This is a genomic window from Microcoleus sp. B7-D4, assembly GCF_036705125.1.
Classification (GTDB): domain Bacteria; phylum Cyanobacteriota; class Cyanobacteriia; order Cyanobacteriales; family Microcoleaceae; genus Microcoleus.
This window is the reverse complement of record NZ_JAUBTT010000006.1, coordinates 1-15,234: the sequence shown is the minus strand read 5'-3', so window position 1 is coordinate 15,234 and position 15,234 is coordinate 1. Positions and strand designations below refer to the sequence as shown.

The 15,234-nt window shown below is 45.3% G+C and carries 17 protein-coding genes and 1 pseudogene; 14 read left to right on the top strand and 4 right to left on the bottom strand.

Features of this window, described 5'->3' with window-relative positions; genetic code table 11:
- Nucleotides 1-62: 62 nt before the first annotated feature.
- Together QUB12_RS03465 and QUB12_RS03460 are read right to left on the bottom strand one after the other, a co-directional pair.
- Nucleotides 63-272 (bottom strand): acetyltransferase, encoded by a 210-nt coding sequence (locus QUB12_RS03465; RefSeq protein ID WP_333144887.1) that lies wholly within the window; start codon nt 270-272, stop codon nt 63-65.
- 27 nt (nt 273-299) lie between these two features.
- On the bottom strand, nt 300-1,466 hold the full coding sequence (locus tag QUB12_RS03460) for a zinc-dependent alcohol dehydrogenase (protein ID WP_333107537.1): 1,167 nt from the start codon (nt 1,464-1,466) through the stop codon (nt 300-302).
- 674 nt (nt 1,467-2,140) lie between these two features.
- Between QUB12_RS03460 and mutS the strand changes: the two genes are divergently transcribed.
- The 4 genes from mutS to QUB12_RS03440 all read left to right on the top strand — a co-directional run bounded on the left by mutS (nt 2,141) and on the right by QUB12_RS03440 (nt 6,852).
- Nucleotides 2,141-4,768: a DNA mismatch repair protein MutS gene (gene mutS / locus QUB12_RS03455; RefSeq protein WP_333144898.1), complete on the top strand. Its 2,628-nt coding sequence runs from the start codon at nt 2,141-2,143 to the stop codon at nt 4,766-4,768.
- 138 nt (nt 4,769-4,906) lie between these two features.
- The gene (locus QUB12_RS03450; RefSeq protein ID WP_333144888.1) at nt 4,907-6,136 is read left to right on the top strand and encodes an AAA family ATPase; all 1,230 of its coding nucleotides are present in this window, start codon (nt 4,907-4,909) and stop codon (nt 6,134-6,136) included.
- Nucleotides 6,130-6,297, top strand: a complete 168-nt coding sequence (locus QUB12_RS03445; protein ID WP_333144889.1) for a hypothetical protein — start codon at nt 6,130-6,132, stop codon at nt 6,295-6,297. The genes QUB12_RS03450 and QUB12_RS03445 overlap by 7 nt, the downstream gene beginning before the upstream one ends.
- A gap of 45 nt (nt 6,298-6,342) precedes the next feature.
- Nucleotides 6,343-6,852: a DUF4276 family protein gene (locus QUB12_RS03440; RefSeq protein ID WP_333144890.1), complete on the top strand. Its 510-nt coding sequence runs from the start codon at nt 6,343-6,345 to the stop codon at nt 6,850-6,852.
- Nucleotides 6,853-6,878: 26 nt separating this feature from the next.
- Here the strand turns inward: QUB12_RS03440 and QUB12_RS03435 are convergent, their stop codons facing one another.
- Nucleotides 6,879-7,589 carry a hypothetical protein gene (locus QUB12_RS03435; RefSeq protein ID WP_333144891.1) on the bottom strand — a complete coding sequence of 237 codons (711 nt, stop codon included), beginning with the start codon at nt 7,587-7,589 and terminating at the stop codon, nt 6,879-6,881.
- Between the two features lie 29 nt (nt 7,590-7,618).
- On the bottom strand, nt 7,619-8,296 hold the full coding sequence (locus tag QUB12_RS03430) for an actin-binding WH2 domain-containing protein (protein WP_333144893.1): 678 nt from the start codon (nt 8,294-8,296) through the stop codon (nt 7,619-7,621).
- A gap of 599 nt (nt 8,297-8,895) precedes the next feature.
- On the opposite strand from QUB12_RS03430, the gene QUB12_RS03425 reads away from it, so the two are divergent.
- From QUB12_RS03425 to QUB12_RS03380, 10 genes and pseudogenes are all read left to right on the top strand, one after another.
- Entirely contained in the window at nt 8,896-10,140 is a 1,245-nt protein-coding gene (locus tag QUB12_RS03425) for a tyrosine-type recombinase/integrase (RefSeq protein ID WP_333305495.1), read from the top strand.
- A 263-nt stretch (nt 10,141-10,403) separates the two neighbouring features.
- Nucleotides 10,404-11,273, top strand: a complete 870-nt coding sequence (locus tag QUB12_RS03420; RefSeq protein WP_333144895.1) for a BRO family protein — start codon at nt 10,404-10,406, stop codon at nt 11,271-11,273.
- Nucleotides 11,266-11,844: a hypothetical protein gene (locus QUB12_RS03415; RefSeq protein WP_333305493.1), complete on the top strand. Its 579-nt coding sequence runs from the start codon at nt 11,266-11,268 to the stop codon at nt 11,842-11,844. The genes QUB12_RS03420 and QUB12_RS03415 overlap by 8 nt, the downstream gene beginning before the upstream one ends.
- Nucleotides 11,841-12,350: a hypothetical protein gene (locus QUB12_RS03410; RefSeq protein ID WP_333305490.1), complete on the top strand. Its 510-nt coding sequence runs from the start codon at nt 11,841-11,843 to the stop codon at nt 12,348-12,350. Before QUB12_RS03415 ends, QUB12_RS03410 begins: the two co-directional genes overlap by 4 nt.
- On the top strand, nt 12,351-12,614 hold the full coding sequence (locus QUB12_RS03405) for a hypothetical protein (RefSeq protein ID WP_333305488.1): 264 nt from the start codon (nt 12,351-12,353) through the stop codon (nt 12,612-12,614).
- Entirely contained in the window at nt 12,605-12,892 is a 288-nt protein-coding gene (locus QUB12_RS03400; RefSeq protein WP_333148411.1) for a hypothetical protein, read from the top strand. Before QUB12_RS03405 ends, QUB12_RS03400 begins: the two co-directional genes overlap by 10 nt.
- Nucleotides 12,883-13,470, top strand: coding sequence for a hypothetical protein (locus tag QUB12_RS03395; protein WP_333305486.1), 588 nt, complete (start codon nt 12,883-12,885; stop codon nt 13,468-13,470). Before QUB12_RS03400 ends, QUB12_RS03395 begins: the two co-directional genes overlap by 10 nt.
- Nucleotides 13,463-13,768 (top strand): hypothetical protein, encoded by a 306-nt coding sequence (locus tag QUB12_RS03390; RefSeq protein ID WP_333305484.1) that lies wholly within the window; start codon nt 13,463-13,465, stop codon nt 13,766-13,768. Before QUB12_RS03395 ends, QUB12_RS03390 begins: the two co-directional genes overlap by 8 nt.
- A gap of 65 nt (nt 13,769-13,833) precedes the next feature.
- Entirely contained in the window at nt 13,834-14,334 is a 501-nt protein-coding gene (locus QUB12_RS03385) for a hypothetical protein (RefSeq protein WP_333305482.1), read from the top strand.
- A gap of 125 nt (nt 14,335-14,459) precedes the next feature.
- Nucleotides 14,460-15,234 (top strand): annotated as a pseudogene (locus QUB12_RS03380) (DUF5906 domain-containing protein); the annotation flags it as partial.

The following is a 15,234-nucleotide window of genomic DNA, read 5'->3' as shown; positions in this document are numbered from 1 at the left end:
GACACCAATGCTATGTGCCGTGTCCCTACCCCTAGCTTCCCGGCTAGGGGGAATGTCTTGAATCAATGAGTTTGATAATTTTCCTCAGTCCAACAACGGGGCAGAGTTTCACCGGAAGGAAACACTAAATTACTTTTTGGAAAAGTTGCTGTTTCTTGCTCTTCTTGACCAGCTTGATTTTTTCCCGGCACTTCATTTTTTGTAGGGCTGATTAAAGCATCTACATCGAGGATTTCTATCAAGTCGCCTGATTCTTTTTCTTGTAAAAGCATAGTTTTTCCGTGAAGGGTAAATGCGAGTTAGGGTTTGAGGACAACTTTGATGCAGTTGTCTTTTTTGTTTTTGAAAATGTCGTAGGCGTGGGGCGCTTCATCCAATTTCATTCGGTGCGTAATTACGAATGACGGGTCAATTTCGCCTTTTTGAACGCGATCGAGCAAAGGCCGCAAATAGCGGTGAACGTGCGTCTGTCCCATTTTCATGGTCAAGCCTTTGTTGAAAGCTGCACCTAATGGCACTTTGTCAACGAAGCCGCCGTAAACGCCGGGAATTGACACTGTGCCACCCTTGCGACACGCGAGGATTACTTGTCGCAGGGCCGTAGGTCGATCGCTCTCCAACCGCACGGCTTGCTTAGCTTTGTCGTACAAAGCGTCGAGACCGGTGCCGTGGGCTTCCATCCCCACCGCGTCGATGCAAGAGTCGGGCCCGCGTCCCCCCGTCATTTCGGTGACGGCTTCCCCGGCGTCCATTTCTTCGTAATTGATGATTTCAGCTTTGGCCGCAGCCGCCATTTGCAAGCGTTCCGGTACGCGGTCGATCGCAATTACTCGATCGGCCCCCAGCATAAACGCGCTTCTGATTGCAAATTGTCCCACCGGCCCGCATCCCCAAACTGCTACAGTATCCCCCGGCTGAATGTCGCAGTTTTCGGCCGCCATGTAACCCGTAGGAAAGATATCGGTGAGGAACAATACTTGTTCGTCAGAAAGTCCGTCGGGAATTTTTAAAGGGCCGACATCTGCAAACGGAACCCGCGCGTATTCTGCTTGGCCTCCTGCATAGCCGCCCGTTAAATGCGAGTAGCCAAACAGTCCCGCCGGCGAATGACCGAACATTTTTTCAGCCAGCCCAGCATTGGGGTTGGAGTTGTCGCACAGCGACCACAAATCGCGGTTGCAAAAGAAGCAACTGCCGCAAGAAATAGTAAAAGGAATGACCACGCGATCGCCCTTTTTTAAGTTCTTGACTTGGCTGCCGAGCTCGACTACTTCCCCCATGAATTCGTGCCCCATGATGTCGCCCGATTGCATTGTCGGGATGAAGCCATCGTAGAGGTGCAAATCTGAGCCGCAGATTGCTGTAGACGTGATTTTAACTATCGCATCGCGCGGGTTGATAATTGTTGGGTCTGGTACATTATCAACTCGCACATCATTTGCTCCGTGCCAGCAAAGAGCCTTCATTATTTCGTTCTCCTCTAGTTAACTACTAGCTAGCAGATTTTTGATTGTAAATCTTAAACTTACTACGCCGATTAATTAGTAACTTGGATTTTTTTAATTTTAATCATATAAAATATATTTTATCTCTATCCAAGGTATAATTTACAAATCTATCTTCCGGCTGTTTTCAATAACAAAAATGTAAAGTTTCTCCTCCTACTAAAGTGCGGGAGATTTCACATTGTTCTGTTAACCACCAACATTTATAGCAACCACGCCCGACGGTTAGGACGTTCTTAATTGCTGAAATCCTTGCTTCTTCCTTCTCTCCTAGATAACTAAAGCCTTCTTCCTTCTGCCATAACAGCTAACAACTACATAGCTGAGATTGTTTTTGTCGATCGCCGATCGCTCTCATCTCACAAAAAATAAGTTTTTCTCACTTTATCTCACTAAGACCGATATTTTGGCTCACTTTAGATAAAAAGCGACCGAAAACTTCTCAAGTATAAAGCGGGTTTATAGATTATTAAGCAGGGCGCGTGACTTTTGTATAGCTCAATACTCCGCCCAAATCTTGAGAATTACGCACCCTGCTTAAGGAGGATTAATCGTCAAATATTGTATATTAGTTAGAGCTAAAAGCCGAGCTTGCGCTAAAGTTGTTAAAGATTAAAATTTATCGATCGCCTTTTATGCCTTACACTGCATCTACCCCAACAGATCCCAATCAACCCAACATCCGCAATGCCGACCACCGCCTACTAGAATTCACCAAGCTGACGCCGATGATGCAGCGGTATGTGGAAGTGAAAGAACAGTATCCCCACGCACTTTTATTGTTTCGAGTCGGAGATTTTTTTGAGTGTTTTTTCCAAGATGCAGTTACTATTTCGCAGGAATTAGAACTTGTTTGTACTAGCAAAGAAAGCGGCAAGGAAATTGGCAGAGTGCCGATGACAGGAGTGCCGCACCACGCCCTAGACCGCTACACTTCAATGTTAGTAGAAAAAGGCTATGCAGTGGTAGTTTGCGATCAAGTTGAAGATGCCTCGATTGCTGCTAAAGAAGGCCGCCAAGTCAAGCGAGAAATTACCCGCATTCTCACTCCCGGAACTTTGACTGATGACGGAATGCTCAAACCCCGACAAAATAATTTTTTAGCAGCAGTCGTCATCGCTGGGGAACATTGGGGATTGGCTTATACAGATATTTCTACGGGAGAATTCGTCACTACCCAAGCAGACAGTTTAGAACAATTAACCCTAGAATTGCTGCGCTTGCAGCCTTCGGAAGTCTTGGTACCGACTAATGCGCCGGATTTGGTGACTATGTTGAGGCCCGGAGAGAAATCCGAGCATTTGCCCGATTGTTTGCCGAATTCGTTTTGCTATTCTTTGCGATCGCAAATTCCGTTTAGTTTGTCCGAAGCAAAACAGAGAATTCTACAAAAATTCAAAGTGCGATCGCTCGAAGGTATGGGATGCGGCCACCTTTCCCTCGCAGTGCGCGCCGCCGGCGGTTTGCTGCAATATATCGAAGAAACTCAAAAGGAAAAAGCAGTTTCTTTGCAAAGATTGCACACTTACACTCTCACCGATTTTCTCATACTCGACTACCAAACCCGCCGCAATCTCGAAATTACTCAAACAGTGAGAGATGGGGTTTTTCACGGTTCGCTGCTGTGGGCGATCGACAAAACCAGCACCGCAATGGGAGGCCGCGCTTTGCGCCGCTGGGTGCTGCAACCTTTGCTCAACATTAAAGGCATTTGCGCCCGACACGACACGATTCAAGAATTAGTAGAAAATAACGGTCTGCGCCAAGATTTGCAGCAGTTGCTGCGCCAAATTTACGACATCGAAAGACTGACAGGCCGCGCCGGTTCTGGAACAGCTAGCGCGCGGGATTTGGTCGCTTTAGCTGATTCTCTCTCGAAACTGCCGGAATTAGCTTCGATCGCAGCCCAAGGGATCTCGCCCTATTTGAAAGCGCTGCAAAATGTACCGCCACTTTTAGAAGAATTAGCAAGTAAAATTCACGCTCATTTAGTTGACGAACCGCCGATTCATTTAAAAGAAGGAGGTTTGATTCGATCGGGAATCAATGCCATGCTAGATGAAATGCGCCACACTGCATCAGCCGACCAAGAATGGATTGCAAATTTAGAAGCTACCGAGAGAAAACGCACGGGAATTTCTAATTTAAAAGTAGGCTACAATAAAGCTTTCGGCTATTACATCAGCATTACCAAATCGAAAGTAGACCAAGTGCCGAAGGACTACACCCGTAAGCAAACTCTCACCAATGAAGAACGTTATAGCACTGAAGAATTAAAAGAAAGGGAAGTGCGAATTCTGACAGCACGGGAAGATTTAAATCAATTGGAATACGATATTTTTGCTAAAGTGCGATCGGAGGTAGGAGAACACGCCGAAATTATTCGCAACGTTTCCCGCGCCGTGGCGGCGGCAGATGTTTTGTGCGGTTTGGCCGAAGTAGCAGTTTACCAAAATTACTGCCGCCCGACTATGACAGAAAGTCGGGAAATTAAAATTATTGAAGGTTGTCATCCTGTGGTGGAAAAGTCTTTGCCGCCGGGATTTTTTGTACCTAATTCTGCTTTTTTGGGTCGGGAAGAATCGCTAAACCGCCCAGATTTAATTATTTTAACCGGGCCGAATGCTAGCGGGAAAAGCTGCTACTTGCGGCAGGTGGGTTTGATCCAGTTAATGGCGCAGATGGGCAGTTTTGTGCCGGCGAAAGCTGCGAGTTTGGGAATTTGCGATCGCATTTTTACCCGCGTCGGCGCAGTAGATGATTTGGCAACAGGTCAGTCTACGTTTATGGTAGAAATGAACGAAACTGCAAATATTCTCAATCATGCGACGCCGCAATCCTTGGTTTTGCTAGATGAAATTGGCAGAGGAACGGCAACCTTTGACGGACTTTCGATTGCTTGGTCTGTGGCAGAATATTTAGCAACTGAGATTCGGGCGCGGACAATTTTTGCGACTCACTATCACGAGTTAAATGAGTTAGCTTCTATTTTAGATAATGTCGCAAATTATCAAGTGACAGTGAAAGAATTGCCGGATCAAATCGTATTTTTGCACCAAGTTCAGCCGGGAGGTGCTGACAAATCTTACGGAATTGAAGCGGGCAGATTAGCTGGTTTACCGCCGTCGGTGATTGACCGGGCGAGACAGGTGATGAAGCAGATTGAGAAACATAGTAAAATTGCGATCGGGCTGCGGAAAGGTGTTAAAAAAAATGGTAAAAAAGAGTCGGAGGGCGAACAGTTGGATATTTTTGACGATTGAAATGATCGAGCGCTCCGAATCCAGGACTTAGCTATCAACTCTATTTTAAGGTCAGTAATCCCCAGATTACTGACCTTAAAATGACGAAAGTGTGATACTATTTTTGCAGATATCAAAAGCTTTAAATAGGAGGATGAGATGCAAGGCAAAAGATTTATCCGAACTCTTAGCTTAAAAAACTTTCTATCCTACGGAAGTGAAGGAGAGGAAATAGAACTTCAACCCCTGAATGTGTTAATTGGTCCCAACGCATCGGGCAAGTCCAACTTGATCGATGCCGTGGGGATTTTACAGTCAACACCCAATGATATAAATACTCCATTTCGGCAAGGAGGCGGTATTGGCGAGTGGCTTTGGAAAGGTGATGAAAAAAATTCCAACAATATTCCAACAGCTACAATCGAGGCAACCGTAGATTACCCTGAAGAAACTATCCCCTTACGCTATCAAATCTCTTTCACGATGGAAGGTCCAAAACTACAAATTGTAGATGAATATGTAGAAAATGAATTAGAATTAGATCCAAATTATGAAGATGTATATTTTTTCTACCGCTATGAAAATGGAAATCCAGTCTTAAATATTAGAAATGTCTCAGCAGAGGGAAAAGGTACATACACTAATAGGAGTCCACGCCATCTTCGCCGTGGCGAGATAAATCCTTCTCAATCAGTTTTGTCCCAAAAACAAGACAAAGATTTTTACCCTGAGTTAGCCTATTTAAACAATCAGTTTTCCAATATCCGTATTTATCGGGAATGGAATTTAGGCAGGTACACGCCACCAAGAAAGCCCCAACCATCTGATTTACCAAATGACTTTCTTGAAGAAGATGCAAGTAACCTTGCTCATGTTTTGAACAATTTAGAATACCAAGGTATTAAACCTTTGCTAATCGAGCAGTTGCAAAAGTTTTACGAGGCAGTAGGTGACATCATAACTAAAATTGAAGGTAGTACAATACAAACATTTCTAAGGGATAAAAACTTCAATCGACCAATTCCTGCTACCCGTTTATCAGATGGTACCCTTCGTTATTTGTGCTTGCTGACTTTACTTTGCCACCCAAGTCCACCGCCCCTGATTTGTATTGAAGAACCAGAATTAGGGTTGCATCCAGATATCTTATCGACTGTTGCTGAATTGCTAATTGCGGCATCTAAAAGAACTCAAATAATTGTTACTACTCATTCTGATGCTTTAGTTTCTGGTTTGAGTGAAGTTCCCGAATCCGTCTTAGTTTGCGAACAGAATAACACAGGCAGTCACTTGCGCCGTCTAGAGCCTCAGCAACTTAAAAAGTGGCTGGAAAAGTACACTCTAGGAGATTTGTGGCGGATGGGACACATCGGAGGAAACCGATGGTAAGGGAGATTCGTATTTATATTGAAGGCATTGGAGATGAAAGTGAAGATGAAAGTACAACAGAAAATATACCTCAACAACGTCCGGGATTTAGGAGTAAAATTCCGGCAGGAAAAGAGACAACAGCGGGGCTGCGAGCGGGTTTTGTTCATCTCTTCAAATAACTCTACGATCTCGCAGAGAGCAAAGGCATAAAAATCCTGTCAATCATGTCTGGATCTCGCGGCGATGCTTGCGAAGATTTCCTAATGAGTATGGAATCTTATCCAGATGCTTTTAATGTTTTGCTTGTTGATTCTGAATCTCCTGTTCCTGAAACTCACACACCTTGGGAGCATTTAAGGAGCAGAAAAGAAGACCAACCTTGGATTTTGGCGACCCAGGGGCGTGATGATGCCTGTTGCCACTTAATGGTACAAACTATGGAGGCTTGGTTTATTGCTGATATTGATGCTTTAAGCAAGTTTTATAAGGGCGGATTTAAAGAAGATTATCTTCACAAAAGGCAGGGAAATCAAAGCGTGGAGAAAGTTTCAAAATACAACCTGAGTCAGTGGCTGAAATCAGCCACTAATAAAACCTCTAAAGGTAAATATCACAAAACACGACACGCTCCCAAACTGTTAGAACTTTTAGATGTTGACAAGGTACGCAAGGCTTCTCCTAGTTGCGATCGCCTTTTCACAACAATAATTACCAAAATCCTAGAAGAGACATAAATACATTGCGTGTATGTAATCCCTATTTACTTGCTATTTTGTAACTTTCTTACCTCTTTGTGTACGCTCATCCCAATTTCCAAAGCCTCATTCAGCAACCGCCCGTATTCAGTCGCCCGATTGCTCACATCCACCGCCATCAAAGCAGCCAAATTACTTTCAATATTAGCAAATAACTCGTAACGGCGGTCGATAAATTGCTGATTTTCCCTGAGAATCCTCTCTGTTTTCAAAGCACAGACTAAACTTTCTCTAGTAATTTTTAATGCCTCAATTGCATCTCCTCGGTTAATTAAATTGGCTTGTAAATTGCCAGCAGCCGTTAGGCGATCGATAATATCTAAAGCCTGAATCACCTCATGATACTTCTCAACTTCATCCAGCAGACCGGCTAGCGTTGCCAGAGGCTTGGCCTTAACCCATTTATAGACATTCCAAGCCACAGTAATCGCCAGCGACAAACCCAAAGTTATTTGTAAAACCCGGACAAATATCTCAGCATCGCTAAATGAACCAACCTTATGTTGATTAGCCAGTAAAGCAATCGGCAGCGAAACAACTAATGTCAGGCAAAATATCAGCAACTCATTCAACAAAAGAGAAAACAGCTTTTTCCCGTCCCGGAGTGCAGCATGTCGGTAAAAATCCGCTGCAAAACCGTCGCTCAAAGCTATTCCGCTCAAATCCTCCAACTCCTTCTCAGGAATTTTTAACTGTTCCAAATCCGCTTGTATCACTCTTTAAAAGCTCCTTAAATTCGGATTAATTACGATCCTCCCAGAGACATAATTGATTGCCACAGACTCATATAAAAATTGCTTTCTCGGTTTCGGAAGAGTTGAAAAGCCATTCCCGACGACCCAAAAAACGGTCTCAGCGTCCATCCCAACTGAGTGCCAACAAACGCATATAGTCCCAACCAAAAGCGCAAAATATTTAGCCTGATGTCTTTGCCTTCGGCATCTTGTTCAGACAGAAAGTGCATTCCTTGATAAATGAAACTTACTCCCAAAAATCCTGTGATTGCCATAATAGCAACATTCAACACTAGAAAAAAATTGTAATTGGTACTGCTCAGAAGAAAAAACAGACTAACAGGTGCAAATCCAAACAACAAAACGCTAATCATCGCCATCGCTGTCATCAACAATGTCAAATACTGCTCAAAAGTTCGTTTTGAACCAAACATGACATTAAAAAAGTAAAGTGTGGGAAAGCAGATAATCAGCGTCAGCAAGTAAAGTGCTGGCAACTTAATTGCTGAAACCAGACATTGCATCCACGTACTAGAGGCACCTAATATCGCTCCGTAAATGGCAAAAAATACGGTACTAGAAATCAACAAACCGAAAATTTTAGATTTGAGCTTGACACCTTGGCGAATTTCTTCGAGAAACTGTTGCCGTTCCCGCAGCAAATACATTACTACTGAAAAATATTTCACGGGCCCTCCTTGTGACTGATGCGACTCCGAATCAGTCATAACTCAAGCTGAGTTCGATCGGCAAGCTTGTCAAATCAGGGCACTCTATGTTAACCAATTGTTCTTGTACCGAGCTCACCACAAGCTCAGATGTGGAGGCGTTTTGAGAGATACTTGCAAACCTCAACGGCTCAAACTGAATACAGTTATGCTTTGTATTCAATTTGTATTCATTTGTCTCCAAATTGTCTCCACAAAGGGCGATCGGGTAGTCATTTGATACTCAGTTGATACTCAGTTTGGTCGTTCCGTAGTCAAATCGTAGTCATTTTGTCTCCAATTTGTATCCAATTTCTAGTCAAGTTGACCCCGCCAAAACCCAAAAAATCAGCAATAAAAAACCTCAAACCGTTGATTTCTCGTTAGTTTGAGGTTTTTATAGGCGCAAGCGGGCAGCGGGAATCGAACCCGCATAATTAGCTTGGAAGGCGCTAGGCGCAAATGGTCACAAGCTTTATCTGACAAGGCTTAGGGCAAAACTCTTATTCTCATTGGTGGTTTTTCTAGTCATTCTCTAGTCAGTTGAGTAAAATTGAGGGGTCTAGCTTGGGTAGTAAAACATGACCAAAATTTTGGAATTTAGTAGAAAAGCTTCCAAGGGTTCTGTTGTTGTTGGGACTGACAAGGGGAGGTTGCGCTTGCAGATGCCGAGGCATCTTTGTGGAGGTAAGCAAAAATTCCTATATCTCAATTTGGCTGACACCGATGAAAACCGAGAGCTGGCAGAAGCTAAAGCACGGGTGATTGAATCCGACATCAAGTTTGAGCGGTTTGACCCCACACTCAAAAAGTACAAGTCACAGACTCACCTGACTGTTATTGAGACAGTCAAGCCTAATCCGGAACTGACACTGACTAAGCTGTTTGCTAAATATTTGGAATTCAAGAAACCAGCACTCAAGGCCACAACTTTTAACTACTTGGTAACAGGCATTCAAAGCTATGTTGACCGTTGCCCCTACCAGCCTCTATCAGAGGACTGTGCTTTGCAGGTACGCGCTTGGCTGTTGGAAGATACGACTAACAGCATGACTAAAAGGATTTTGACTCACCTAAATGCAGCGGTGAAATGGGGGATTAAGTTCAAGATTGTTAAGGGTTTAACTGTATCCCCGTTTGAAGGGCTGGCAGCGGAATTGCCTAAGCACAACTGGGAAAGTGACCCGGAACCGAACGCATTTACAGCGCAAGAAAAAGAGCTGGTATTGGAGGCTTTTAAGAACCATAGAGGTACTTGGAATGGGAGGGGAGAAACCGGGCAAAAGTTTTGTTTTTACTACCCGATGGTGCAGTTCTGGCTGCTGACTGGATGCCGTCCGTCAGAAGCTGTTGGGTTGAGGTGGTCTGACATTGCTACTGACTTTTCTCACATTGTGTTTAATGGGAGTATACAGCACCCAAGCGGTAAGGAGACAAGGGTTGACGGCAGTAAAAACAACAAACGGCGTAAATTTCCTTGCAATCAAGAACTGGTTCAGTTGTTGAAAGGTATCAAGCCACAAAATCTGACAGACAAGGATAGGTTGGTATTTCCATCACCTATTAAGGGCGGGGCGATTAATTACAACAATTTCAGTAAACAGGTATGGCATAAATTGGTTGACCCGATTACCGAAAAAACCAGGCAACATGAACAGGGTTCTAAGACTACTACCCCTTACTCTTGCCGGGATACTTTTATCAGCGAACAAGTTGGCAAGGGTGTACCGAGTGCGGTTGTGGCTAAATGGTGCGATACGTCGGAAAGGGTGATTAATGCTGTCTATTTAGACGGCAAGATTTTGGAGCATTTACGCCCGCTTTGATGCTATTAGGATGTTGATTCTACGGGCAACTTTTGCGAAACAAAACTTTACACTTCCTGTGTTGACAAGGAATTGGAAGTCTGCAATCGTGAGTAACTAAGGAAGATTGATGCGCGGTTGACGAGCACTTGCAATGCTAGCCAAACCACGACTTCCCCAAACGTTCGAGTACAACGGTTGGAGCCGATAAATTATGACATTTTTGGACGGTTGTCTTTGCGGACGATCGCAACTCTTAATGATTGAGTTTGCGAGGTTTTGTAATGACTGAGTTATCAATTTTCAATTTTGAGAGCCAAGAGATAAAGGTGTTCGGTTTAACCGAACCCCTTGAGTGGTCGGCCGCCGATGTGGGTGCTGTTTTGGGAATCAGTAAAAGCACCTTGTCGGAACGCCTGAGCAAGATGCCTGCAAACTGGAAGGGTGTTCATTCGATGATCACCCCTGGTGGCCCTCAACAAGTTCTCACCGTAACTGAGCCCGGTTTGTACGAACTTATTTTTCGATCGGACAAACCAGCGGCGCAGCGTTTCCGAGTTTGGGTTTTTGAGGAAGTGCTGCCGAGCATCCGCCGGACGGGAAGCTATTCTCATTCCGCTCCTGAACAGGTTTTTGACCCCCAATTATCTCAGTTCATAGAGCTTGCACAGAGCCAAGTTGATGTCATCAACGAACAGCAGAAAATGCTGGCAGAACAGCAGAAAATGCTGGCAACAGCCCTAGCTAGCCTGGATAAGACCAAGGCAAAGGACAAGAAGCAGCCCAAGTGGACACCGCGCAGTACCAGTCATTTGATGGAATTTGTCCGTGAAGTCGGTTTGGAATATCAACCCGAAGGTAAGGTTTACGTTTCTGACCTCTGGCAACAGTTGCGCGACTGGTACATCAAGACTGGGGTGCTGAAGGTTGAGACTGTGAAGGGCAAAGAAAAGTTGACTTGGCGGGACTTACCAAACAAGCGGGACAACCCTGTTAAAGCTATCAACCAGTTATCCCGCAGGTTGTGTGAGATTTTCCCTAAGCTTCGGAAACAGCGGTATCAAGGGCGAGGCGATTTAGAACGACGTGGCTGCAGTTATTTGACAGGAATCGGTTACGCGCAAGGCGTAGAGGGGCTTGTCAGCCATGACTAAGCCTACCGTCAGCTACCGTCGCATTGACCAATTAAAGGCGATCGCCTTTGACCGTGGATTCACCAATGAAGACGCCAGACAGTTCGGGAAGCTTAGCAAAACTGCTACATGGGAAGCGCTGCTAGAACTGTACCTCGTTGACGGTGAATCACTTGACACAGTGAATGTAGGCAGTGTAGACGCAGTGCTAGACATACCACTAGACACAGTTCTAGAAAGTGTAGACGCAGTGCCTGAACTGCTTGACACAGTACCCGAAGTTACACAAACAGTCGCAAGTAGTCGCAAGCAGTTCGACTGCTTGTATACCTCGACTGCACCACTAGACACAGCTCTAGAAAGTGTAGATACCCTAGATTGGACTAACGATGGTTCGTTCCCTGTGTGTGGTTTCACCCGCCAGACTTCCACCAGCTTTTTAGACTGGGTTGACATTGGACAACTCATCGCACTCGCACTCGCATCGGCGGGACTGCTTGTGCTGGCAATGTCTATGTGGCGACAAATCAATCCCCTGAATTTATTTCCCTCTCCTGTTCGCATCAACATTCAAATTGGGACAAAACTATGAGCTTACAACTGCGACTGTTTGGTGGTAATTCTGATGCTGGAAAACTCACAGCCAGCAACGACGGCGGACACGCAATCGACAAATCAAAAGTTCTGGCAAGCACCGACGCAAGTGTCATCACACCGCTAAATCCTGGTAATTTTTCCAGCATCCGTAGTGTGCCAGTTGTGCCAGCACCGCGCTACTTTACCAAGGAAGAAGCGGACGCAATGAAGGATTTAGCAAAGGAGAAAACAGACGGGGCAAGACAATCTAAGCGAGCCTATGAAGCACTGGCAAAAGTTGAAGAAGCCGATGCTAAAGTTCACCGCCATCACCGCAAATATGAGGGTGTCGTGGCTGATAATGAACTGGGTAAAAAACGCTCAGACACTCGACTGGCTAAGCACTTGCACAGCTTGCGTCCCGGATATGCCCGACTGGGTTTAGGAATTGATAAGGCTGACAGTGATGCCCGGACTCGCATTGATGAAATCAAGGCAAAACTCACAGGAGGGACTCACTAAATGAAAGCGATGTATCTGGCAAATTACTTCCTTGCCGGATGCGTCGCTTTCTCCCTTTTGGGGTGGATAGCGAGTCTGCATCCGATGACAACGAAAGCCGTCTCATTCTTGTTAGCAGCGATTGCGATTGCTTGGGGGTTGAGCTGGTTACTTGACTACTCCCTGAGCAAACTACTTAAGATTACAGTTGCTGATTTACAAGCAGTTCTAGTCGGTGGTTTAGCGATGTTACTGATTGGTTTGGGGGTGTTTCCATGCAGCTAGACTTTTTGACTACAGAAGATTTTATCAATCTTCTCTCGCAATTTGTCGAAGAAGTAAAAGCTGAAAACTTGAAAGAATACGCAAGGACTAAGCGACAAAAGGAAGACGACTGTGAAATTTTTAACTGGGATTTTACAGATTTACAGTACGAATTTGAAGACAGAATTTCCGCTGCTTTGGAAAAAGCGATTCGAGCTGAAAACCTTGATTTTGAGAAAGCTGCTAGCGAAATCAACAATCATTCAAGTAAGTTATTTGAGGGGGAATCATGCAGCTAAAACTGTTTATGTTGAGCGCGTCCTCTGTAGTGCTGTGGTTGACTCCATTAGCAGCCCTGGACAAAACGCTAGACACTCACAAAGCACTGCAAGGTGTCAGCTTGTGTGCTGCGATTGCTTGTGCTGTTACCGCTGGCAATATCGCTCGCAAGCTGTCTGAGCAAGGGGAGATTGAGGCAATTAAAGAGCGGGCAATCACTGCTGATGTGGTGGATGAAATCTCGACAAGCGTATACATTTCTCAGAAACAAAGACAACAGGAAGCAGAACAAATTCTGGCAACAAACGAACGAACAGACGAACAAGAGGCAGAACTCGATTCGATAAGAGAATCACTAGAACTGTTACTGAATAAGACTTCTGGCGATTCTGGCGAACTCGCTGTAGTGAATTTATCCACTAGGCAGCGCGAACAAATCGAATTAATTCTGCAATGTCACGCGAAGGGCATCACTGGCAAGAATAAAATCCTTAAAGAAGTTTGGGGAGTTAGTGCCGGCAGTAGTCAATCCTACCGGGACGCGAAGGCTGAGTATGAATTTTTGATGCCATTTGTGAAGGGGGAAGGTGATGATTAAACAGCCAAACATCCCAACCACGGCAGCCCTAAGATTGACTGGTACTAAGTCAGAAATAGAGTTAGTATTGGCGGTTTTGCGAGGTAAAGATTTCTTCTGGAAAACTAACGGCAAGTTCTACCCGCAACGAGGGGACGGCAATCAGTACGCTTACTACCTCAACGAATTGCAATTGCCTCAACCTGGGGGAGCAGTTCCGTCAACACCAGGGGAACCACAACCTCGACCGTGGGACGCAGTTCTGGGTGGTCAGGGCACAGAAAAATCCGTCCGAAATTTCGGACAAGAGTCCCTCTGACTTGGCGGCGCCGAAAGCCTTGTTCTGACTCACTCGTCTAGTGCTTTTACCTTTAAACCCGACGAGTGAGTTTTGGTAGAGAAACGGTACGTTTTTTTTACGTTTTCGGTTCGTTGCCGGGACAAAATCTGTCCGAGATTATCAAGTGCGACTTGTCGCTTAAAATGTTCGATATGGATGTGAAATGTATTTACGGGTTCATCAAACGAGTCAAGCGCAGTCTAAAGCCTTTCTGGAATGGAGGGGCCGGAGAATCTCTTGTGGAGTTTGGAGAACGCAGCCGGGAATGGAATCCGAGAAAGATGAGGTTCTGGAAATACATTTGCTGCACAGTCCGGGGACAGATGTTGGCAGAGATAAGGTATCTCATCAACAAGCCTGAGAAAACTCCCGAAACTCGTCTTGAGCTTGCCAAAGAATCTGTAACCGTAGACACCGACATTCAGTTACCTATTCGAGCAACCGATCGGGCGCCGCCATCCTTCCCAATCTTTATCCCATTTCCTGATGCCGAAATAGGTGGCTGTGCTCGTAACGACAGCTTAATCGCACCCCTAGTCAACTAGCGGGGCGGTACCTCCTATGCCTTAAATTTTCCAAAAATTGTAAACACCAAAAAACCGCTGCTCTCGATTGGTACCCGACTTGCAACGGTTTTGAGGATTCAACTCGCTTAGGGCGAGAAATTTCCATGCACGACAATTCTACTCCAGATAACGACCAAACTTCAAGCACTCCCAAAAAATTTGACATCCGCGACCATCTGGACAAACTAGAACCAGGCAAAGCCAAAAATTACTATATTTGCCCTGTCTGCGAGGGTCATAGCTTAGGGATTAACTCCAAGAACGGCAAGTACCAATGCTGGACGAACGAGTGCTCAACTGCTGACATCCGGGAAGCTATCCGGCCACTGGCTGAATTTTTAGCAGAGTGTGAAGAAGAAAAACTTAAGCAACAGGCAAGCAAACCACAAGCAAAGAAGCCAAAAGCCAAAAAGAAGGAATACCTACCCGTACCAATTCCGATCGGCGCGAAACTTCTGAGATTACCTGCACCCGGAAAACCACCTCGCACCGAACAACCTAAATACTTTCCTAAAGGCGTTCCCGACAGTGCCACACAGATTACCTACGCCTACAGCGACACTCAAAAGGTTTTGCGGTTTGATTGGTCTGATGCCAGTAAACCAAAGGGACGCGACAAAACTTGCCGCCAAATTCACATAGACCCTAGTGGCAAGGAAGTCTGGAGCAAGGGCGATACTCGCTGGCCTGCATATCGGATTGATGAAGTTGTCGAACTACTAGAAGCACTGCCAGACGGTGAACCCGTTCTCGTTCTGATGCTTGAAGGGGAAGACAATGTAGACCGTGCGAGGGGCATCGACATCGCAGGACTAACACTGCAAGGTTCCAATTGGAGTGACCCCGAAATTCAGATAATGCTCGAAACTCTGCAAGCGA